We start from the raw sequence: 21,072 nt of genomic DNA, 5'->3' as shown, positions 1-21,072 counted from the left end.
GCTCAGCCTTCCAGGACGGCGCGCAGCTCCCACAGGGTGCGCCAGGTCGGGGAGCCCTGCTCGGCGCGGCGCCGCACGGGGCCGTCCCAGTAGCCGAGCAGCCGGGCGGCGTCGGCCGGGTCGTCCTTGCGCACGACGCCGAGGAGGTGGCCGGGCAGCAGCCCGAGCACGTCGCGGTCTCCGGGGAAGTACGCGGCGGCCAGGGCGAGCGCGCCGGCGACCGCGACGGCCTCCGCGGTGCTCATCACCGTGGAGGGCCGCTCGACTTCCCAGCCCTCGGCGGAGCGGCCCTCGCGCAGGTCGCGGAAGGCGGTGACGAGGGCCTCCAGGACGGCGTCGTCGACCTCGTACGGGGCGCCGGCCCGTTCGACGGCGGCGCGGGACTGGCTGCGCACGAGAGCCGTCTCGGCGTCGAGGTCGCCGATGGGGCCGACGGTCTCGAAGTTGAAGCGCCGCTTGAGGGCGGCGGACATCTCGGAGACGCCCTTGTCGCGGAGGTTGGCGGTGGCGATCAGGGTGAAGCCGGGGGCGGCGTGCGCCAGGGCGTCGTCGCCGCCCGCGAGTTCGGGGACGGCGATGCGCCGTTCGGAGAGCAGGGAGACCAGGGAGTCCTGCACCTCGGGCAGGCAGCGGGTCACCTCCTCGACGCGGGCGACGGCGCCGCGGGTCATGGCGGTGAGCACGGGTGAGGGGACGAGCGCCTGCCGGCTGGGGCCCTGGGCGAGCAGCAGGGCGTAGTTCCAGCCGTACTTGAGCTGGTCCTCGGTGGTGCCCGCGGTGCCCTGGACGACGAGGCCGCTGGTGCCGCAGATCGCGGCCGACAGCAGTTCGGAGAGCATCGACTTGGCGGTGCCGGGCTCACCGACGAGGAGCAGGCCGCGCTCCCCCGCGAGGGTGACGACGCACCGCTCCACCAGGGCGCGGTCGCCGACGAACTTGCCCTCGACGACGAGGCGGCGCGGCACGCCCTCGGCGGCCTCGGCGTCGTCGGGCAGGCGCAGGGCCCGGCCGTCGCTGCCCATCACGAAGGTGACGACGGCGCGCGGGGTGAGCAGCCAGGCGGGAGGGCGCGGTCCGCCGTCGTGGGCGGCGAGGAAGGCGAGTTCGGTGGCGTACCGGTCCTCGGGCGGGATGACCTGCCGCGCGGCGGGGGCGGGGGCGGGTGCTGTGGTGGTCATCGGCGGCGGCCCTTCCGGGTGGCACGGGTGGTGAGTTCTTCGAACGCGGGGGCGTCGCCGGCGCGGACGCGTTCCCAGGCGCGGGCGAACAGCTCGGGCACGGGCAGCAGGGGCACGACGCGGGTGTGGTCGCGGACGGGGTAGAGCCCTTCCTTCCAGGTCTCCACAGGAACGGCCGGGGCCTTGAGGTCGCGCCAACCGCAGGGCAGGAACAGGGTGCGGCCGGCCCGGGACCGCTTGGCCTCGACGACCAGGGCGGTCGCGGCCAGTTCCGCGCGGGCTTTCTTCATACGGGCCGGCTTCCAGCCCGTCCAGCGGGCGCAGTTGCGGTCCGTGGGGTCGGGCAGGGCGAGCAGTTGCAGGTAGAGCGCGGCGGCGTCCTCGCTCAGGCCGTGGAACGCGGCGACCTCTGTGACCAGGGCGGGCACGGAGAACGTGGGGTCCTGGGCATGGCCGGCGGGTGCGCCGGCCTCGCCGTCCGCCGCGACGGCGCGGGCCAGTTCGTCGCCGAGCACGGCGCGCAGCGCCTGGATCCCGCCCGCGCGCTGCGTGCCGACGAGCCCCTCGACGAGGCCGAAGACGGAGTCCTCGGGCCCGGTCAGCCCGGCGGGGCGGACCAGCACCGTCTCGGTGTCGCCGTACCAGGGGCGGAGCACCAGCGCGTCGCCCACGTGGGTCAGGCCGTGGGCGTCGGCGCCGCCGGTGGCGGGCAGCCCGTGGGCCTGACGGATCTGGACGGCGGTGGGGCCGCCCTTCTCCGTCCACGCGACGTCGAGGTCGAGGAGGAGACCGGGGTCGGCGACGCGCCGCCGGAGGGCCGCCAGGCCCTCGGGGAGGGCCGCGCGCAGCGGGTGCCCGTACGGCAGCCCGTAGGCGAGACCGGCGAGCACGGCCACGGAGCGGGTGATGTCGTAGCGTCCGGGCAGCGCCGAGGGGTCGGCGGGGACGAGGTCGCCGTCCTTGTCCGGTCGCTGCACCGTGGTACGGCTCAGCCAGGGGGTACGGGTGGGGTTGAGCACGGCCTCGGCGGACGCGGCCGGCACGCCGGCGAGTTCCGCGGCGACGTCCTCCGGCAGGCGGACGACGGAGCCGAGGCGTTCCTCCCAGACGCGGCCGGCGGCGGCCGTGTCGGGGCCGCTGCTCCACAGGGCGGCGGGATCGTCGGGGAGCAGGGCCCCGACGAGGGCGGCGTGGTCCTGCTGCGAGAGCGGGCTCAACAGGCCGTTGCCGAGGTTCCGCTGAGCGGGCTTCAGGTTGATGAGGGCCAGCGCTTCGGCATCCGCTTCCTGAGGCCGCCCGGCGAGCAGCAGGGTCGCCTGGACGGGGCCGAGGCCGCCGCCGGTCGCCGCGGCGAGGACGCCGGGGGTGTCGGGGCGCCACGGCGCGGCGCCCTTGTCGCGGATGAGGCGGGCGACGGCGGCGAGCCGTTCGGCGGGGAAGACCGGCGCGCGGTCGGTCTCGTCCTCCAGGGTGAAGTGGGCGACGGCGCCGAAGGCCCCGGTGGGGTCGTGGTCGAGGGCCAGCCAGTTCACACGGTTGCGGTCGCCGTCGACGTTTTTGCAGCCGAGGATCACGACGGTGCGCCCGTCCTTGCGCAGGACCTGGCCCGCGCGCTGCTGCCGGTCGTGCTTCTCGCCGAGGACGATCTCGCGGAGCCCGGCCCCGGGCACGGCCAGCGGGCCCTCGGTGATCGCGTCGAAGAGCAGCAGGAGCCCTTCTCGTGCCGTGTCACCGGTGACGGGGGCTGCGGCGCGGTAGGCCAGGGGGCGCAGCACGGCGAGGACGGACAACCACACCATGCCGATGCCGGGGACGGTGTGCTCCTCGCTGCGCCAGCCGCCGCCGGGCGCGCCGAGCTTGGCGCGATCCGGCAGCGGTTTGCCGTCGGCCTCCTTGCCGGACAGGACGTGGTTGACCGCGCGGATCTGGCGCAGCACGCTCCACCGCGGGCCTCCGCCCCACCACGAATGGCTGCGCTGGTCGGCGATGCCCTCCGTCGCGGAGCGCAGGGTGGTGTCGTCGCCGTGCTGCGGCTTGTAGTCGGCGAACATGCCCTCGCTGCGCCGCAGCGCCCGCTTGGATCCCTCGTCCGGGGGCGCGATGAACGAGGCGGCGGACTCGGCGTGCCGCAGCGTGCCCCGGACGAGGGCGGTGACGCCGATGAGCAGCCGTTCGTCGGTGAGCCCCGGGAGCACGGCCGTGACGGCGGCCCGTGCGACCTCATCCGAGGTCGGGCCCGTGTACTTCTTGGTCCTGCTCGCCTCGGCCTGACGTTCGGCCAGGGCGGTCGCGGTGACGCGCAGCAGCTCGGCGGCCTGCTCGTCGGTCAGCGCGCGCAGCACCGCCGAGGCCCGCTCGTCGCGGGGGCGCAGGGCGTGCCAGTAGGCGAGCGTCGGCACGTAGCGCATACCGGCGGCGAACTCGCCGCCCTGCTCGGTGAGCGTCACGCTTCCCAGCTCGTCGTCACCCGTGACGTCGCCCGCCGCGTACAGCGACACCTTCTGGTGGGTGAGCGCGACGAGGGGCTCGGCCCCGCCGGGGAGCCGCAGCGCGCCGAGCGGAACGCAGCGGTTCCACTTCCGCTTCCTGGTGGGGAACGCGACGGTACGGCCGTCGGGCGTGCCGGCGACGGTACGGGCCTCCTCGCCCTCGCCCTCGACGCGGACCCAGCGGCCGAGGACGGTGCCGTCGGTGCCGAAGGGGCTCTGTTCGAGGCCGGGTTGCAGCGGCAGGACCTCGCAGTCCTCCTGGCTGAGCCGCGCGCCGTCGAGGATGCCGGAGCGGAGGAAGGCGGGCAGTGAGGCACGGCCGTGGGTGCCGGTGGCCGGGTCGTACTCCATCCACACCTGGTGGCGGCCCTGCTTGCCCTGGCGCCAGAGCGTGGTGCCGTCACCGAGAACGGGGCGGCTGGGCGGCAGCACCGTGTCACCGGCGTGCAGGGTGCGGCCGCCGGTGGCGCGGCCGCCGCCGGGCAGCGGGATCGACGGGGCGGCGACATGGTCGTGCCACCCGTGCGGGAGCTGTTCGCCGCCGAGGGTGAACACCTCGGAGGGGCGGGCGGACCAGTAGCCGGACTGCTTGCCGTCCTTCCACCACATGACGAGCAGTTCGTCGTCGGCCCAGCGGAAGCGGGGGCGGTTCCAGCAGTCGAGTTCGACGGGGATGCGCAGGTCGTGGTCGAGGAGCACCTTGTCGGGACCGACGACGACGGCCTTGTCCCCGCGGGCGAGGATCAGCGCGGGCCAGGCCTCGGCGACGATCAGGGTGTTGTCCTTGTTCTGGGCGACCGCGGCGTCGAGCAGGCGCAGGCCCTCGTCCAGGGCGGGCCAGCCCAGCTCGTCGAGGATGCCCTCGCGGAGCGTGCGGGCGAGCAGCGGCGCGATCTCGTGTCCGGCGACGCGGGCCACGGCCGCCGGGTTGACCCGGGCCGCGACGGAGCGGAAGGGGCGCAGCCGGCCGATGGCGGTACGGGCGGCCGGCAGCCCCGCGGCACGGGTGAACTGGCCGGCGGCCTCGTCGAGCCACTCGCGCAGGACGTCACCGAGCACCGGGTGGCCGGCCAGGGCCTCCAGCACGCCGGGGAGTCCGCGGTCCTCTCCGAGGTTGCCGACGGCCTTGTGCAGCAGGCGGCGCAGGCGCGGGTCGGCGCCGGTGGCGGCGAGGTCGCTCCGGGCGGGGTCGGCGGTGTCCAGCCAGCGGTGGAGCGGCAGGTGCACGGCGACGTCCTCGGCGGGGACGGTCAGCGGCACGCGCTCGGCGGCGCACAGGTCGAGCAGGTCGAGTTCCGCGCCGGCGTGCCAGCGGCCTTCGAAGAGGTCGACGGGCCGGCCGTCGGCCCGCAGCCGGGGCGCCATGCGGGCGACGAGGGCGAGGGTGGCCGGGGAGCGGTCCGCGCTCGCGGAGCCGTGCTTGCGGTGGCTCGCCCAGCGGCTGAGCCAGTCGGCCGCGTCGACGGCCCGCGCGGCCTCTCCCGCCTCGCCGGTGAGCAGGGTGTCGGCGCCGGTCTCGGCGAGCAGGGCGAGCCAGAACTCGTCGGCCTCGGCGTCGCGGCCGATTCCGGCCGGCATGATCTCCAGCAGCCGCGCGCGGACGGCCGGTTCGCGCTCGGCGAGGAGGGCGAGGGTGGCGCGGTAGGCGGTCCAGAAGGAGCCGGGGGCGCGGACGACGGCGGGCGAGGCGACGAGGTCGGCGACGAGGGCGCACTCCTCGGTGACCCGGTCGAGCCCTGCGGCCTTGATCAGGCTCCTGGCGTCCTGCGGCAGGGACGCGTAAGGGGGCATCCCCGCGGCGCAGCGCTCCACGGTCAGCTGCCGGAACTGCCGCCAGGCCTCGGCCGGGTCCAGTCGCCGCGCCAGGTCCTTGACGTGTTCCTTCAGGGCCTTGACGGTGAGGGCACCGGCGAAGGCGAACTCCAGGAAGACGGCGCGCTGCCGGTCCTCGTCGACGGCGAGGCCGTGGACGCGCTCGGCGGCGCGGGCCTTGCCGAAGAAGGCGGCGGCGTAGGTGGTGTTCTCGTGCTGGAGGAAGACGCGGGCCGCCTGCTCGTGGAAGGTGGGCAGGAAGTGCGGTACGGCGCGGCCCAGGCGCTCGGCGAGCGCGTCGAAGCCGTCCTTGGCGGCGCCGGCGCGGGACTTGGCCATCCGGGCGAGCCGCTCGACGTCCTTGACGAGGGCGAGCGCGTGGTGCCCGTTGGCCGGGTCGTTGACCAGGGCCCAGGCGGGGAACCCGAGGGTCTCCCGGCGGACCTGGCCGACCTCGGGGGCCTCGTCCTGGCGGGTCAGGCCGAGAAAGTCCAGGGCGAGGTCCTCGGCCTCCCCGAGGGTGCCGGGCACGAGGCGGACGACGCGCCGGTCGTCCAGCACGGGGTGCGTGTAGGTGCGGACGGTGAGCGTGTCGGCGTCCTCACGGGTGGTGGTGCCGGGGGGCAGCACCGCGCCGGCGTCGAGCAGCGCGGCCGTGGTGGTGGGGTCGTACGTGGTCATGCCGCCTGCTCCTCGTCCTCGATGTCGCGTCCCGCGTAGAGCGCGGCCGCCATGCGCATGCCCTCCGACCAGCCGACCGGTCCGACCTGACGGAACGTCAGGGCCTTGCCGGCGGTGTCGGTCCAGGACAGGGAGCCCGTCTCGGTCTCGCTCCAGCCGTCGTAGTCGCCGATCCAGATGCGGGCCTCGACGGAGCGGCCGTCCTCCAGCACGGGGCAGACGGAGTGCCCGCCGCGCACGCGGTAGCCGAGGGAGGTGGCACGCCCGTGCAGGAAGCGCAGCTCCTTGAAGGTGCCGCCCGCGTACTCGTCGACGAGCGTGCCCTCCGGGTCGAGTCCGGCGGGCCGCTGCCACACCTCGCGGAAGAGCTGGTGCGCCTTCTGCTCCACGCCCAGCTCGACGGCGAACTCCCGCAGCTCCGCCAGGTCCTCGAGGAGGACGGGGTGCGGGATGCGGACAATGTCGGGGGCGATGCGCACGGTGTCGCCGTCGAGGTCGACCAGGCCGAGGCCGCGCTCGGTGCCGGCGTCCCGCAGGAAGCCGGCGACCTGTCCGTCCTCCCCGGTGACGACGAGGTCCCGCAGGGCCGCCCGCCACGCGGGGTCGGGCCACACGCGGCCGATCACGGAGAGGGGCACGGGCAGCGAACGCACCATCCAGCGCTCGACGTCGGCCAGACACCGGCGTTCGTGACGCTCCAGCCACTCCGTGAGCTGCCGCAGCCCCGTGATCACCGGGTCGTCCGCGAGCTTGGCGGGCACCGACTTCAGCCGGCGGCCCGCCGCGTTGCGGCACACGACCTTCCCCTCGTCGAGGGCGACTTCGTAGTCGCCCACCGATACCCACCCCATGCGTGCCTCCCTGCAACGCCGTGATCAAGTGACCGGAACACTAGGCGAGGCCACTGACAACGCCCCCGCCACCGTGTTGACAAGGCGCCCGGCCGCAACCGGAAGGGCTCGCGACGGGCGCGGGGAGCCGCGGGCGGGGGGCCCTGACGGGCGGCCGGCGAGGGCGGGCCTACACTCCGCACCGTGAGGACCGTGACTGCTGCCGTCGTGAGGGACCTGGCGCCGACGGGCGTCCTGCGGGCGTCGATCAACCTGGGCAACCCGGTGCTGGCGCACGGCACCGCGCGCTCCCCCGGCGGTGTCACCGTCGACATCGCGCGCGAGGTGGGCGCCCGGCTGCAGGTGCCGGTGGAGCTCGTCTGCTTCGACGCGGCGCGCGCGTCGTACGAGGCGATGGCGACGGGCCGGGCCGACGTCTGCTTCCTGGCGATCGAGCCCGCCCGCGAGGCCGAGGTCGCGTTCACCGCTCCGTACGTGCTGATCGAGGGCGTGTTCGCGGTGCCCGTCACCTCGGGGTTCACCACGGCGGACGAGGTGGACCGTGCGGGTGTCAGGATCGGGGTGAAGCGCGGTTCCGCCTACGACCTCTTCCTGACGCGCACGCTGCGCCACGCGACCGTCGTCCGAGGGGACGAGGGCGTGGACGTCTTCCGCGCCGAGGGCCTGGAGGTCGCGGCCGGGATCGGGCAGCCGATGGCCGAGTACGTCGCGCGGCATCCCGGCGTCCGTCTCGTCGAGGGCGCGTTCATGCAGATCCGGCAGGCCGTGGGCACGACGGTGAACCGGCTGCCGGAGTCGGTGGCCTTCCTCCGGGAGGTCGTCGAGGAACTGAAGGCGGACGGCTTCGTCGCCCGCGCCCTGAGCCGGGCCGGGCAGGCACCGACGCTGGTCGCACCGCCGGCCTGACGGCCCGTGCGGCGCGATCCGTACCGTAGGCCGCGCAACGCCCCTGACGGCAGGGCAGCAGGCGATTCGCCGCCCTCGCACGGGCTTGGTGATCTCCGGTTGCGGGGATCACCAAGGAGTACACGAGGGGGATGTGACGGGGGGATGTGCCGTGGGGACGGTCTTCGCCGCGCCCGCGGCCGCCGGGGACGGCGGCCCGTGGCCCGAGGGGTTCTGGCAGCAGTCCGGGGGCACCGCCGTGTGGGTGCTCGGCATCTTCGCGGTCGCCGTGTTCATCGGTCTGGTACGGCTGGGTTCGGGGCTGCTGCGGCGCCATCGCGGCAACCGGCTGCTGCCCGTGGTGGTGTGCGAGGACCGGGGTCTGCTCGGCGGCCCCGGCAACGGCCATCGCGGCAACGGCGGCGGCCGGGTGTCCCCGACCACGGCCACGAGTGCGCGGCCACCGCCGAACTGGCCGCGTACATCACGGAGCACATGGCCGCCGACGCGCTCGGCCCGAACGTCCTCACCCCCGGCAGCGGCACGACCATCGGGCCCGATCCCGCGCCCGAGACGGCCTCCTCCCCGCACGGCTGGGTGGACGTGATGAAGCGGCTCGCGTTCTTCCGCCCCCGGGCCTACCACGTGATGCTGCACCGCCTGTCGACGGGCGACCAGCCGGCCCGCTTCTCGGTGCGGATCCTGTACATGCCGAAGAACACGGTGGTGGCGGCGACCCTCATGGAGGGCCGCGAGGCCGAGCCCGGCGCCTCCGACCGGGACAGACGCGAGGCCGACCGGGAGCTGTACGAGCGCATCGCCTGCTACTGCACCGTCAAGATCCTCGCCGACCCGCGCTCGCAGGACCGCATCCCCCGCTGGGAGAGCTGGGGCGACGACCCCGACGCGTACCTCCTCTACCGCCTGGGCACCAAGGCTCAGGAGGACGCGCTGGCGGCGAACAAGCGCCGGGACGTGGGCGGCGAACGGGCCGGGCACGAAAGGGCCCTGAGGCACTTCGAGGAGGCGGCGGCGCTGGTGCCGGGCAACCTCACGGTCCGGCTGCACCAGGCGGGCGTACGGGAACTGATGGGCCAGTTCCCCGGTGTCACCGACCCCGGTGACCACATCCGGCAGGCCGTCGAGATCTACACGTACTGCGTCCAGCTGTGGCCCGAGCACATCGAGACGGCCTACCGGCTCTCCATCGCCCGCGCCGAGGAGAGCCGCCACCCGGCGCACCGGGACCAGCGGGCGAGCCGCCGCGAACCCGGTTCGCGGGAGCACCTGGACCTGCTGCTCGGGCGCCTGTCGCGGCGCGCCATCCTGCGGCGGTACGCCCGCACCCTGCTCCCCGGCCGCCGCAACCTCGGGGAACGCCGCTACTGGCGGCAGTGGTGGGCCATGGAGCGGCCCCGTCCCTCCCTGCGCACCCGCCGCCGGTCCTTCCGCGGGGCGGTGCGGATCGCCAGCGCCGCCGAGGTGCTGCGCGCGAACGGCTCGCCCCCTCCCGGGGAACTGCGCACGGCGTTCCGGGACGTGGCGCGGGAGGTCACCGGTGGCTGGGCACGCTGGGGCCGGCTGTGGGGCGGCCCCGACTGGGGGATGCGCAGGCTGCTCTACGCCGACCACCACTCGGGAGCCGACCACGTCGGCGGGGACACCCACAGCCGGGCGGGCATCTCCGGTTCCGCGCCCCGGCACCGCGGTTCGAACCGGGCCGCCGCCGGATACCTCGTCAACTACAACGCGGCGTGCTTCCTCAGCCTGGCGCTCGCCACGCGGCCCCCTGCGGGCTCCGCCGCCTGGACGGACGACGAGTGGCGCGAGGACTGCGCACGGGCTGCCGTCGTCCAGCTCAACACCAGCCTGCGGGTGACCCGCAGCCAGTTCTCCGCCGCCTGGGCGGAACGCGACACCGACCTGCGCCCGCTGTTCACCGGCCGGCTGGGCGGCGGGCCGGTGACGGCGTGGGGCGAGATCGGGCGCAACTGGGCCCGGTTCACGGGCATCGACGTCACCGAGGAGGCGGCCGCGGCCCAGCCGTGAGGCACCAGGTGCCGCGCGCACGGAAGGGCGGCGTCCTCCACTCCCGCCCGTGGCGTGGTTAAGGTCGCGGCATGTTAGCTGTGTTGGTCAACGGACTGCCCGGCGCCGGGAAGACGACCCTCGCCCGGATGCTCGCCCGCGAACTGGAACTCCCGCTGTTCAGCAAGGACTCCGTCAAGGAGACCCTGGCCGACGCGCTGGCCGCGCTGCGCCCCGCCGGGAGCGGCACGCGGGAGTGGAGCCGCAGCCTGGGGGCCGCGGCGGGCGAGACGTTGTGGACGCTGCTGGCGGACGCGCCCGTCGGGGCCGTGCTGGAGAGCCCGTGGCTGGCGCACATGCGCCCCGTCGTGGCCGCGGGCCTGGCCCGGGCGGGCGCGTCCGAGGTGCACGAGGTGTGGTGCGCCGTGCCGCCGGACACCGCGCGCCGCAGGTTCCGGGAGCGGGCGGCGGCGCGGCACCCGGTGCACACGGAGGGCGCGCGGTTCCCCGAGGAGGAGTGGCGGTTCTGGACGGAGATGGCCGAACCGCTGGGCCTGGGCAGTGTGCACCGGGTGGACACCACCCGCCCGGTGGACGTCGTACAGCTCGCGCTGCGGATCGCGGGCGGCCCGTTCCCGGCGCTGTGACGCACGGCGGGGTGTGCGCGAAGCGCTTGTCCGCCTCCCGCCCGGCGCCCTGGCGTGAGGACCCGTCGGCGCGGGCGGCGGCACGGCACCGCCCCCGTCACGCGGAGGGCGGTGTGGTGCTGCTCGGGCCCGGCACCTTCGACGCGGCCACCGGCGAACTGCGGCTGCTCGACGGCTTCGCCCCCGCCGGCCCCGGGCTGGACGTGTGGCGCCCCCCGACGGACAACGACCTCGGCGCCCCCTGACAGTCCGAACCGCACCACGGCCTGCTGTGGCGGGAGGCCGGCCCGCACCGGATGCGGCACCGGGTGCCGCGGTGGAGTGGAGGGGCGGGCGCGGGTGGGCGCCCACCCCTCGTCGCTCACGCCGGGGCGCTGTCCGGCTGCGGGGCGGGCGGCCGCGCGTCGTCGGTGAGGGCGGGCCAGGTCCGGGCGGCGGCGCCGTGCGCGATCGCCCGCCACCAGGGGTCGAGCGGGAGCCCGGCCGCGGGCTCGAAGGGCTCGCCGGGGCGCGGTACGGCGACCCGGGCCCCCACGGCCAGCGCCGCGGCGACGGTGCCCTCCGCGGGCTCCTCCCACGGGTGCGGGGCCAGATTGAACGTGCCCCAGTGGATGGGGAGCATGATCGCGCCGCGCAGGTCCTGATGGGCGCGGACGCCTTCCTCGGGGGTCATGTGGATGTCCGGCCAGAAGTCGCTGTAGGCGCCGATCTGCACCATGGTGGCGTCGAACGGCCCGTACGCCTCGCCGATCTCCGCGAAACCGGGGAAGTAGCCGGTGTCCCCGCTGTGGTAGACGCGGTGCTCCGGCCCCGCGACGACCCAGGACGCCCACAGGGTGTGCTGGGTGTTGCGGATCGCGCGGCCGCAGAAGTGCCGCGCGGGGGTCGCGGTGAGGGTGAGGCCGGCCACCTGCGTCGACTCGTGCCAGTCCAGCTCGGTCGTCCGGTCCGCGGGGACGCCCCAGCGTTCCAGGTGCGCACCGACGCCCAGCGGCACCACGAAGCGGGTGCCGGTACCGGCCAGCGCCTTGATCGTGGGCATGTCGAGGTGGTCGTAGTGGTCGTGCGAGATGACGATCACGTCGGCCTCGCCCAGCTCCTTCAGCGCCGCCGGCGGCCGGTGGAGGCGCTTGGGGCCGACGAAGGAGAAGGGAGAGCACCGCTCGCCCCAGACCGGGTCGAACAGGACGCGGCGCCCGTCGATCTCGGCCAGGACGGTGGAGTGACCCATCCAGGTGAGTCGCAGGCCCGAAGCGGGCGGGGCGGCCAGATCGGCGAGGGTCGTGGTGTGCAGCGGGATGGCCCCGGCCGGGGCCCTGCGGATCCGCTCCTCCTTGCGGAAGTACGTCCGGGCGAACCGCAGCATCGATCCGGAGGGCGCCGTACGTGCGCCGACGGGGTTGGTGAACACCCCGTCGGCGAAGTTCGGCGAGCGCCGGATGCGCTCCATCCTCTCCCCGTAGGGGTTGTCGCCGAAGGCGGGGATGAGGCTGGAGAGCAGGGAACGCTTCGGACTGGAGCCGGACACGGCACCTCCCGTTGGTCGGCGGTCACGAACGTGCCGTGAGCCGTCCGGGCCCCGGCAGAACCAGTATGTACAGCGACAACTCCTACACCGGTCATTCCGGTTCCGCGCCCCTTTGCGGGATCGGCCGGCGGCAGCCCGCCCCCACCCGCCCGCAACCGGCGGCACGACGGTGACCAGGCTGTTCGCCGGAGCGGGAGATCGTCGCCCGCACTTTTGATGGTGCCACCGTCACGGGCCGGGTGCCGCCCGCCCCACCGGGTGCGAGCGGCGGACCGCGCCGGAGGGGCCCCTACGCGGGTCGGGGCTGGCCGTAGGCGCGCTCGACGTGCAGCTTCAGCACGAGGCGCCTGTCCTCCACCATGGCCCGGCGGTAGTCGTCCCAGTCCGGGTGCTCGCCCTGCACGGCACGGAAGAGGTCGACGAGCTCCTCGACCGTGGCATCGTCCCGCTCCGCGGCGACGGGGGTGAGTTCCGCCGTGCCCTCCGCGACGGTCCAGGCCCAGCGGTCGGCCGTGGTGACGTGGTAGCTGGCCCGGGGGTCGCGCCGCAGGTTGCGGGTCTTGGCCCGGTCGTCGGTGAGGGAGACCCGCAGGACTGCGGTCTCCGGGTCGTAGTGGTGGTTGACGTTGGACATCTGGGGGCGGCCGTCGCGCTTGAGGGTGACGAGCACGCCCCCGTTGGTGTCGGCGAGCAGGCGGAGAAGGTCTTTGTCGCTCATGCCAGCCTCAACGACCCTTTGGGGGCGGGGATTCCACGACAGCGTCCGCCGGGGCCGGCGATCTCCGTGCGACGCTCCCCCTCCACCGTGGGCGCCGCCCGGAACCTCTCAGCCCCCTGCCGACGTCCCGCGTCCCAGGTACGTCAGGGGGCCCGGGTCCGGGACGGGGAGCTCACAAAAGCCCATCCGGTCGTAGAAGGCACGGGCCGGGGTGTTCGCGGTCACCATGGCGAGGTACACGGCCTCGACGCCCCGGCCGGCCAGAGCCGCGAGAAAACGTCCCATCAGTTCCCGCCCGTAGCCGTGTCGTTGGTACTCCAGCAGCAGGTCGATGTGCAGGTGCGCGGGGTATCCGGCGAGTTCGGGCACGATCATGTGCTCGGGGCGGTGCAGGAGTTCGGCCATCTCCTCGTCCGGGGTGGCAGGCGGTCCGGACGGCTTCGGATGGCGGTGTTCGAGCCGGGGAAGCCACTCGGCGCGGAAGCGCCGCACGAAGGCGGCGGTGTCCGCGGTGCCGACGATGTAACCGACGGCGCGTGTGCCGTCGTCGACGACGAAGGCGAGTTCGGGTTCGAGGTGCGCGTAGGGCCCCGCGAAGATGTCCGGCAGCAGATCGTGGTCGGTGTAGAGGTGCCGCGCGTCCCCGCCTTCGTGGCCGGTGCGCACGCAGATGTCGTAGACGGCCGCCCGGTCCTCCGGGCGGTACGGGCGGATCACGGCGCGTGGGGTCATGCGGGCATCATGCGCCCATGGGAGCGCTCCCACAACCCCCGCGGCACACCGCGTTAGGCTGAACCACACGGGGGCCCACAGGCCGAGGGAGGTCGCCATGGCCCCGGCCACCGAGGCACTGGCCGTGTCGCACGGCCCGTACCGGCTGCACGCCGAGATCACCCCGGGCCCCGGGGCGCCCGCCGTGCTGATGCACGGCTTCCCCGACAGCAGCCGCCTGTACGACCGCCTCGTCCCCCACCTCGCGGGCAGACTCCCGGTGGTGCGCTTCGACTTCCTGGGGTGGGGGCGCTCCGACAAGCCCTCCGGCCACGCCTACACCGTCGCCCAGCAGGTGGACGACCTCGCAGCGGTCGCCGACGCCCTCGCGGCGGGCCGCACGAGGCGCCTGGTCCTGGTGGCGCACGACGCCTCGGGACCGCCCGCCATCGACTGGGCGCTGGACCACCCCGAACGCGTGGCCCGGCTGGTGCTGCTCAACACCTACTACCACTGGACCCCCGCGCTGCGCCGCCCTCCGGCGATCGCCCTCTACTCCACCCCGCTGCTGCGCTCGGCGGCCCGCGCGGTCGCCAGGCGCCTGCCCGACCTGGACCGCAGGCTCTACGTCTGGCAGGTGGGCGGATTCATCCGCGACCCCCAGGTGCGCGAGGCGTACGTGGAGCGGCTCTACGCACAGTTCCCCGCGGCGCGTCCGGCGTTCTGGGCGCTCAACGACGAGTTGCCGCACGCGGTGCTGAGCCGACGCCGGCGGATTCCGGAGATGCGCGAGTTCCAGCCGCCGGTCCGGGTGGTGTTCGGCACCCTGGACCGCTGGCTCAACACCCGTGTCGCCCGGCAGTTCTCCGTGATCTTCCCGCACAGCGAACTGCGCCTCCTGATGCGCGCCGGGCACTACGTCCAGGTCGACGAGCCGGAGCGGGTCGCCGACGCCATCGCCGCCCCCTAGTGCGACGGGGCCGGGCCGGGCCCCCGACCGGGCGTCGCGCGCCGCCCGCGCACACGACACCATGCGTCACGACTCACGCGCAGAATCCCCCGGTGCCCCGCACGAGTGACCGACCCCCGTAATCCCGGACGCGGAAGTGCCTTAGAGGTCGCGCAGATAGACGCGGTGGGGGACCCCGGCAACAGAACGGGCACAGGCCTTGGTGATCATGGAGTTGCGACGCTCTGTGATCACTGAGGAGACCTGTGCCCGCGCTGCCATCATGGCTCACCGAACCGCTCTGGGACCAATTCGCGGCCCTGCTGCCCGATCGGCCGGAGTACCACCCGGACCATCCGCTCGGCTGCCACCGCCAACGCATCAGCGACCGGATCATCTTCGACAAGATGCTGCAACTGCTGCGCTTCGGCTGTTCTTACGAGGCGATCGCCGACACGACGTGCTCGGCCACCACGATCCGCAACCGCCGTGACGAGTGGATACGGCAGGGTCTCTTCGTCCGGCTCAAGCAGATCGCGTTGGAGTCCTACGACCGGATCGTCGGTCTCGTCCTCGACCAGATCGCCGTGGACGGCTCCATCACCAAGGCTCCCGGAGGCGGCGAGGTCGCAGGGCGCTCACCGGTCGACCGTGGCAAACAGGGTACGGGCCGGGCGGTTGCGGTCAGCGGCCGGCTTCCGTGACGCTCACCGAGCCGTCGCCGGTAGCCTGAAACGCTCGGGCATGACGGATGGATACGGCATTCCGCTGGGTCGTGTCCTGGCCGGCGCCAACCGCCACGACTCCCCGCTGCTCGCACCGACCCTGGACCGCCCGGACGACCTGGGCTGGCTGCCGGTGGATCCAGGAAGACCGTGCGTCCGCCTGTCCGGTCTCGGACCGGACAGGCGGACGCACGGCCGGATTCGTCACGCTTCGCACCCTGAGCCTCCTTCAGCACACATGCGGTGTCGGCGGTTCCTGAGCGAAGACCTCCATTGACGCGTTTTCGGGCAGCACCGATCTCCTGCCTGACCGCGATCCGCAACGGTGCCTGCCTCCACGACGGCCCCCATTTCGGATGAAGACCATTGCCGTGCGCTGCTCCTGAACGAGGTCCGTCGAAACCCCCTCGCCCGCCCGGGGAAGTGGAATTTCCGCGCCAGGATATCGAATAGTGGCGTCAGTTACCTTGCTTTCTCCGCCCGTGCTCCCTCAACGGGCCTAGGATCTTGCTTCGCGGTGCGAGACGCCTGCGGTATCACCTGCGATTTCCATCGCAATTACCTCCTGTCGCGGCCGGCGGTCGCCGTGCCCGCGCGAGGGGTTTCGGAATGAGTTCCCCGGCCTCCCGGCCGGGCGGGACAAAGGAGGACGATGAATCATCCGAGACCGCGGTCGGCGGGCCGGGGCTGGCACATGGCCTGGTCCGCGACGGCGGGGAGCCTGGTGGCGCTGGCCACCTCCCTCCTCGTCGTGCAGGCCGCCTTGAGGTTCGTGATCGCCAATAGCGACAAGTACTTCGACGTCCTCGTGGCGCGCATGCTCGCCCCGGACTTCGCCGGAACGGCGACCGGCCTCGCCGCCGGCAGCGGCGTGCCGGTCACATGGCACATGACCCCTTTTAGCGGCCACATTTCGGCGACCTGGCTCCTCGGCCAGCGGTCGGAGCTGCTGCTGATCGGAGCCGGCCCGGTGGCCGGCTCTCTTGTGCTCGGGCTGTGTGTCGTGCTCGCGGCGAGCCGGCTCGGACTGCCGCGGTGGCCGCTGCTGCTGGCCGCCGTCGCGTCGTACACAGCGCTGAGCGGCGCGATCCAGGGCGTCGTGACCGAGTGGGGCGCGGGGCGATCAGAGTTCGAGATAACGATGTCATCGTCCGCGGCCGTCGCCATGGCGGGAGCGTGGACGCTGGTGTTCGGAGGGTTGGTCGTGGCGCTGACGTGCCGTACGGCCGGACGCGCGTCCTCCACCGCGGTCGCGGGCGCCCGGCGCCGCAGTATCGGGCGCGTGGCGGTGATGACGGCGACGGCGCTGGTTGCGTCCCTGGCTTCGGCGGGAGTCGCGACGGCCGTGCCCGTCACGGGCGTCGCACACGGCCAGGGCAAGTGGCGGGCTCCAGGTGTGGACGCGGCGGTCGCGGAACTGCAGCGTGTACCAGGCGTCAGCTACCGGGACGCGGAGAACGACGCGACGGGGACCCCGTCGATGCTGGTGGGGTTGCGCAGCAAGCTGGGCGGCGACGATGTGCCGGGCTGGTTGCACTCCCACGCCCGGGTCTTCGGAGTCGCAGGCACCCGCGGCATCCTCAAGGGCGACACCCAGCGGCTGCAACTGAAGGACCCCAGCGGCGCCCTGCACGTCTGGTACGACCAGGTCATCGACCAGATACCGGTGTACGGAGCCCGCGTCGGCGTGCATCTCGACAAGAGCGGCACGACCGTCACGGCCGTGACCAACGGGCTGCGCCCCGACCTGCTCCCGCCGGCATCCACCACTGCGAGGATCAGCGCCGAGGAGGCCGTCACTGTCGCCGCCCCGGTGGTGCCCGGCGGGCGCAGCTGGCACACCCCGGTGCTGACGATCTACGCCGGACCGGCGCATGCCGGTCTCCGGGCCCCCGCCCACCTCGCCTGGCAGGTTGACATCGGGGACGACGAAGGCAATGCCGAGCGCGTCTTCGTCGACGCCGTCAAGGGCGACCGGTTCGTCGGCGTCGAACAGCTCAGCAAGACGGCACTGAACCGGACCATCTACAACAGGTACGAGTCCGGCACAAAAGTGAGGGTCGAGGGACAAGCGGCGACCGGTGACCGGGACACGGACCGCGCGTACGACCAGACCGGTGCCGTGTACGGCTACTACAAGACCTGGTTCGGCAGGGACAGCATCGACAACAAGGGCCTCGCCTTGCGGTCCGTGGTTCACGACCCCAGCAACGTCCAGAATGCGAGCTGGAACCCCAACACCCACGCCATGGGATTCGGTGACGGCATGGTGTCGCAGGACATCACCGGCCATGAGATGGCCCACGGCGTCACCGAATTCACTGCGGGTCTGCAGTACTCCTTTCAGTCCGGCGCACTGGACGAGAGTCTTTCCGATTTCTTCGGAGAGATGACGGAGCGTTACGTCAGGGGCCGCAACGACTGGCTCCTAGGTTCGGACCTGGTGGGAATGGCCCCGTTCCGCAACATGAGCGATCCACGTGCCTTCGGCCAGCCGCAGACCATGTCCGAGTACGTGGCGGGGTGCAATGACCACGGCGGTGTACACACCAACAGCGGTATTCCCAACTATGCGTTCTACCGAATGGTCTATAAGCTCGGCTACGGGACCACCGAACAGCTCGTCTACGCGGCGCTGACGCAGTACCTGGCGCCGGCTTCGACCTTCAAGGACATGTACACCGCGCTGATGGAGGTGGCCGCAGAGATATACGGCCCGTACGACATCATCACGTCGACGGTCAACTCCATCTGGCAGAAGGAGGTGGGGGTCAACGCGTTCACGCCGAACCCGGTGCCGTCCGGGTGCGGGGGCACCGTCACGTGTTCCACTCTGGGCGCCCTGTATGACCACGCTTCGGCGCTGGACTCCGACGGCGCTTCCCTGGCGGAGGTCGCCGGTTCTCTGGTGCACCTGTACAACCTCAGTACGGTTGCCCAGGACGCCGCGGTCGTCTACTACTCCAATCTCTTCCTCAGCAACCGGGACGGCTTCAACGCGGTCATCAAGTTGCAAGGAGATCTGCTGGACAGGTTCACCCAGGCGCTTCAGCTCTGGCAGCCCGTGCTGGACGCGGTGGGCACCGATCAGGCCGACCGCGTCATCGTGACGCAGCAGCAGATCGACAGCGCCAACGCCTTCGCCGACGGTGTGATCGCGGCGGCCAAGGCGCAGGGCGCTGCGGGCGACCACCTCGTGGAGGTCATCACCACCGAGCGCGCCCGCATCAACGCCCAGAGCGTCGTCGGGCAGACCGTCCAGAAGGGCCAGGAGTACCTTGACTCCGTCGTCGCGGCGACCCCGCCGGCCGTCCCCGGACCGGCGGCGGCCTTGGTGACCGCCTTCGACAACACGGCAGTCTCCCAGGACACGAACACCGACAAGGCCGACCTGGACGGGCACGGCCTGAGCATGTCCGCGCAGGCGCTCGCCACGGCCGGCGTCACGCCGGGAAGCACGATCACCCGCGGAGGCATTGCCTTCCGCTGGCCGACCCAATCAGGCACCGGCGCGGCTGACAACGTCGTCGCCAAGGGACAGAACATCGCAGTCAGTGGCACCGGCGACACCTTGGGTTTCCTCGCCTCCTCCAGCCTCGGGATCTCTGCCGGCGCCCCCCTCTCCGGCAAGGGCACGATCCACTACTCCGACGGCACCTCGCAGCGCTACGTGATCACCACCCCGGACTGGCACAGCACAGCGGCCGGCCCCGCCCTCACCTCGGCATACACCAACGCACCGGGTAACACAAAGCAGAACACCCCGGCCGGCGTCTGGTACACCGGCGTGACCCTGATTCCGGGCAAGACACCGGTCAGCGTGGAACTGCCGGGCGCCAAGCCCTTGACGGCGGACGTCACACCGAGGCTGCACGTGTTCGCCATGGCCATCGGCACGGCGGCACCTGAGCTGACGGACACTTTCAGCAACGTCAGCGTCACCCAGGACACCGCCACCGGCTACGGCGACATGGACGGCTGGGGCAGCAGCATGTCGGCGCAGGCACTGGCCGTGAGCGGAGCGAAGCCGGGAAGCACCGTCACCCACGGAGGGCTGTCCTTCATCTGGCCCACCACCGCAGGTGTCACGGACGCGGGGACGTCGACAGGGACGAGCTACGGCGAGCCCGACAACACCCTGGCCGCCGGCCAGACAGTCGCCGTCAGCGGAACCCGCGGCGGCACGCTCGGCTTCCTCGTCGCGGGAGCCAACGGTGCGGCCTCGGGTACGGCCACCATCCACTACTCCGACGGCACCGCCCAGCAGTTCACCCTGACCGGTCCGGACTGGTTCAAGACCAGTGGCGACGTGGCGGTCACCGCCGCGTATGGGAACAAACTGAACAACCAACGATACCAGCACGTCACCTATGTCCACTATGTCGGCGTGACGCTCCAGAGCGGCCGGACGCCGGTCAGCGTGACATTGCCCGACGTCACCTCGGTGCCGGCTCAGGGCAGTCCGATCCTGCACGTCTACGCGATGGCGCGCGGCTGAGGCAGCACGCCCGATCGACAGGCAAGCGAATCGCGGTGGAGCCGGCGTCCCGTCGGCTCCACCGCGCACCTCCATCCGCGCCGTGTTCACACGGCCGAGAACACCGAAGAAGGACATGTCTGCGCGCGCATCCCGCTGGGGTGTACTCCGCCACCCCGGAATCCGGAAGAGCATCGACACGAAACTGCGGGAAGTCCAGGCCGTCCTGCACGACGCCACGAAGAGCCACGTGCCCGGCCTCCAGGCTCCGGCACAGCATCTGGTCGCGGCGGGCGGAAAGGGGTTCCGCCCCGTCATGACGCTCGTGGCCGCCCATTTCGGCGACCCGGACGCACCCGAGGTCGTACAGGCGGCCGCGGCCGTGGAACTTCTCCATCTCGCCTCCTTGCACCACGACGACGTCATCGACGAGGCGGCGCTGCGCCGCGGTGTGCCGAGCGTCAACGCCCGCTGGGGCAACCTGGTGGCCATCAGATCAGGCAACTTCCTCCTCGCCCGTTCCGCTCGGATCATCGCCGGGCTGGGGGATGACGTGGTGGACGCGCACCGCGAGCTCCTGCCCCGCCTGATCAGGGGACAGGCCTTGGAACTGGCCGGACCGGCTGCCCAACGAGACCCCGTGGAGCACTACTTCGACGTCATAGCCGACAAGACCGGCGTGCTCGTCGCCGGCGCCGGACGGATCGGCGCCCTCGCCGCGGGCGCGGACCGGGAGACGGTCGCGACCATCGGGTCGTTCGGGGAGCGGATCGGCGCTGCCTTCCAGATCGCCGACGACATCCTCGACATCACCGGCGCCCCGGAGGAGTTCGGCAAGACTCCCGGCACCGACCTGCGCGGAGGCGTACAGACCCTGCCCCTGCTCATCCTCCACGCAACGCCGCCCGACCCCGACGACCGGAACGACACACTGCTGCGCGCGCTGCTCGCCGGGGGACTGCACAACGACGACCTCGTCGATGAGGCCCTGGTGCTCCTGCGCGGCCACCGGGCCCTGGCCGAGGCGCGGACGCGGCTCGCCCGGCTGGTGGCGCAGGCCGCGGACCAGCTTGCCGGCCTGCGCAGGTGTCCTGCCCGTGCCGCCATGGAGGAGCTGTGCGCGTCCCTGCTGCGCCGAGTCTGACCCTCGCCGCTCATCCGGACGAGTGACGTGCGCTCCCGGAGCCGGGGCGCCGCACGAACGGTTTGCCTTCGCGCTACCGGCACCTCACACAATCCCGCCGGCGAAGCGCGTGCCTCCGCCGCGCCCACGACGGCGTGGCCGAAGCGCCGCTCACCGGCACCACCGACCGGGCCCCGCGGTCAGCCGACGGCTACTTTGCGTGACACTCGAAAGGTACGACCCATGACGGCGCCCTCCCGATGACCGTGG

13 protein-coding genes and 1 pseudogene are annotated in these 21,072 nt (G+C 72.9%); 8 read left to right on the top strand and 6 right to left on the bottom strand.

Annotation, left to right across the window (positions count from 1 at the left end):
• Window positions 1-2: 2 nt before the first annotated feature.
• From B085_RS0123630 to B085_RS0123620, 3 genes are read right to left on the bottom strand one after another with little or no spacing between them, the layout of a single operon-like run.
• Entirely contained in the window at window positions 3-1,178 is a 1,176-nt protein-coding gene (locus B085_RS0123630) for an ATP-binding protein (RefSeq protein WP_018561073.1), read from the bottom strand.
• Complete coding sequence (locus B085_RS0123625; RefSeq protein WP_018561072.1) at window positions 1,175-6,160, bottom strand: hypothetical protein; 4,986 nt, start codon at window positions 6,158-6,160, stop codon at window positions 1,175-1,177. The genes B085_RS0123630 and B085_RS0123625 overlap by 4 nt, the downstream gene beginning before the upstream one ends.
• Window positions 6,157-7,011 (bottom strand): DUF4132 domain-containing protein, encoded by an 855-nt coding sequence (locus tag B085_RS0123620; RefSeq protein WP_018561071.1) that lies wholly within the window; start codon window positions 7,009-7,011, stop codon window positions 6,157-6,159. Before B085_RS0123620 ends, B085_RS0123625 begins: the two co-directional genes overlap by 4 nt.
• Before the next feature lie 183 nt (window positions 7,012-7,194).
• Here B085_RS0123620 and B085_RS0123615 point away from each other — a divergent pair, with 183 nt between their 5' ends.
• The 4 genes from B085_RS0123615 to B085_RS49480 all read left to right on the top strand — a co-directional run bounded on the left by B085_RS0123615 (window position 7,195) and on the right by B085_RS49480 (window position 10,816).
• Entirely contained in the window at window positions 7,195-7,917 is a 723-nt protein-coding gene (locus tag B085_RS0123615) for a transporter substrate-binding domain-containing protein (protein ID WP_051102149.1), read from the top strand.
• 474 nt (window positions 7,918-8,391) lie between these two features.
• Window positions 8,392-9,945 carry a tetratricopeptide repeat protein gene (locus B085_RS0123610; RefSeq protein ID WP_018561069.1) on the top strand — a complete coding sequence of 518 codons (1,554 nt, stop codon included), beginning with the start codon at window positions 8,392-8,394 and terminating at the stop codon, window positions 9,943-9,945.
• Between the two features lie 71 nt (window positions 9,946-10,016).
• Window positions 10,017-10,571 (top strand): AAA family ATPase, encoded by a 555-nt coding sequence (locus tag B085_RS0123605; RefSeq protein WP_037732326.1) that lies wholly within the window; start codon window positions 10,017-10,019, stop codon window positions 10,569-10,571.
• A gap of 26 nt (window positions 10,572-10,597) precedes the next feature.
• The gene (locus B085_RS49480) at window positions 10,598-10,816 is read left to right on the top strand and encodes a hypothetical protein (protein WP_158689813.1); all 219 of its coding nucleotides are present in this window, start codon (window positions 10,598-10,600) and stop codon (window positions 10,814-10,816) included.
• Between the two features lie 116 nt (window positions 10,817-10,932).
• Here the strand turns inward: B085_RS49480 and B085_RS43590 are convergent, their stop codons facing one another.
• The 3 genes from B085_RS43590 to B085_RS0123585 all read right to left on the bottom strand — a co-directional run bounded on the left by B085_RS43590 (window position 10,933) and on the right by B085_RS0123585 (window position 13,549).
• Window positions 10,933-12,099, bottom strand: coding sequence for an MBL fold metallo-hydrolase (locus B085_RS43590; protein ID WP_018561066.1), 1,167 nt, complete (start codon window positions 12,097-12,099; stop codon window positions 10,933-10,935).
• Between the two features lie 289 nt (window positions 12,100-12,388).
• On the bottom strand, window positions 12,389-12,817 hold the full coding sequence (locus B085_RS0123590; RefSeq protein ID WP_018561065.1) for a PPOX class F420-dependent oxidoreductase: 429 nt from the start codon (window positions 12,815-12,817) through the stop codon (window positions 12,389-12,391).
• A 108-nt stretch (window positions 12,818-12,925) separates the two neighbouring features.
• Window positions 12,926-13,549, bottom strand: a complete 624-nt coding sequence (locus B085_RS0123585) for a GNAT family N-acetyltransferase (RefSeq protein ID WP_018561064.1) — start codon at window positions 13,547-13,549, stop codon at window positions 12,926-12,928.
• 97 nt (window positions 13,550-13,646) lie between these two features.
• Here B085_RS0123585 and B085_RS0123580 point away from each other — a divergent pair, with 97 nt between their 5' ends.
• The 4 genes and pseudogenes from B085_RS0123580 (at window position 13,647) to B085_RS0123560 (ending at window position 20,823) form a co-directional block, all read left to right on the top strand.
• A complete protein-coding gene (locus tag B085_RS0123580; RefSeq protein WP_018561063.1) occupies window positions 13,647-14,498 on the top strand; it encodes an alpha/beta fold hydrolase in 852 nt (283 codons plus the stop codon).
• 245 nt (window positions 14,499-14,743) lie between these two features.
• A pseudogene (locus tag B085_RS43585) lies at window positions 14,744-15,329 on the top strand (transposase); the annotation flags it as partial.
• Window positions 15,330-15,854: 525 nt separating this feature from the next.
• On the top strand, window positions 15,855-19,700 hold the full coding sequence (locus tag B085_RS45850; protein ID WP_086020728.1) for a M4 family metallopeptidase: 3,846 nt from the start codon (window positions 15,855-15,857) through the stop codon (window positions 19,698-19,700).
• 115 nt (window positions 19,701-19,815) lie between these two features.
• A complete protein-coding gene (locus B085_RS0123560) occupies window positions 19,816-20,823 on the top strand; it encodes a polyprenyl synthetase family protein (RefSeq protein WP_018561060.1) in 1,008 nt (335 codons plus the stop codon).
• The last annotated feature ends 249 nt before the right edge of the window (window positions 20,824-21,072 follow it).

This window comes from Streptomyces sp. BoleA5, from assembly GCF_000373665.1.
Lineage (GTDB): Bacteria > Actinomycetota > Actinomycetes > Streptomycetales > Streptomycetaceae > Actinacidiphila.
The sequence above is the reverse complement of the archived record's forward strand: the minus strand, read 5'-3'. Positions and strand labels throughout refer to the sequence as shown.

Coding starts and splice junctions, on each gene's coding strand:
- B085_RS0123630 (WP_018561073.1), bottom strand. CDS start 1,178: ATGACCACCACAGCACCCGCCCCCGCCCCCGCCGCGCGGCAGGTCATC.
- B085_RS0123625 (WP_018561072.1), bottom strand. CDS start 6,160: ATGACCACGTACGACCCCACCACCACGGCCGCGCTGCTCGACGCCGGC.
- B085_RS0123620 (WP_018561071.1), bottom strand. CDS start 7,011: ATGGGGTGGGTATCGGTGGGCGACTACGAAGTCGCCCTCGACGAGGGG.
- B085_RS0123610 (WP_018561069.1), top strand. CDS start 8,392: ATGGCCGCCGACGCGCTCGGCCCGAACGTCCTCACCCCCGGCAGCGGC.
- B085_RS0123605 (WP_037732326.1), top strand. CDS start 10,017: ATGTTAGCTGTGTTGGTCAACGGACTGCCCGGCGCCGGGAAGACGACC.
- B085_RS0123590 (WP_018561065.1), bottom strand. CDS start 12,817: ATGAGCGACAAAGACCTTCTCCGCCTGCTCGCCGACACCAACGGGGGC.
- B085_RS0123585 (WP_018561064.1), bottom strand. CDS start 13,549: ATGACCCCACGCGCCGTGATCCGCCCGTACCGCCCGGAGGACCGGGCG.
- B085_RS0123580 (WP_018561063.1), top strand. CDS start 13,647: ATGGCCCCGGCCACCGAGGCACTGGCCGTGTCGCACGGCCCGTACCGG.
- B085_RS45850 (WP_086020728.1), top strand. CDS start 15,855: ATGAATCATCCGAGACCGCGGTCGGCGGGCCGGGGCTGGCACATGGCC.
- B085_RS0123560 (WP_018561060.1), top strand. CDS start 19,816: ATGTCTGCGCGCGCATCCCGCTGGGGTGTACTCCGCCACCCCGGAATC.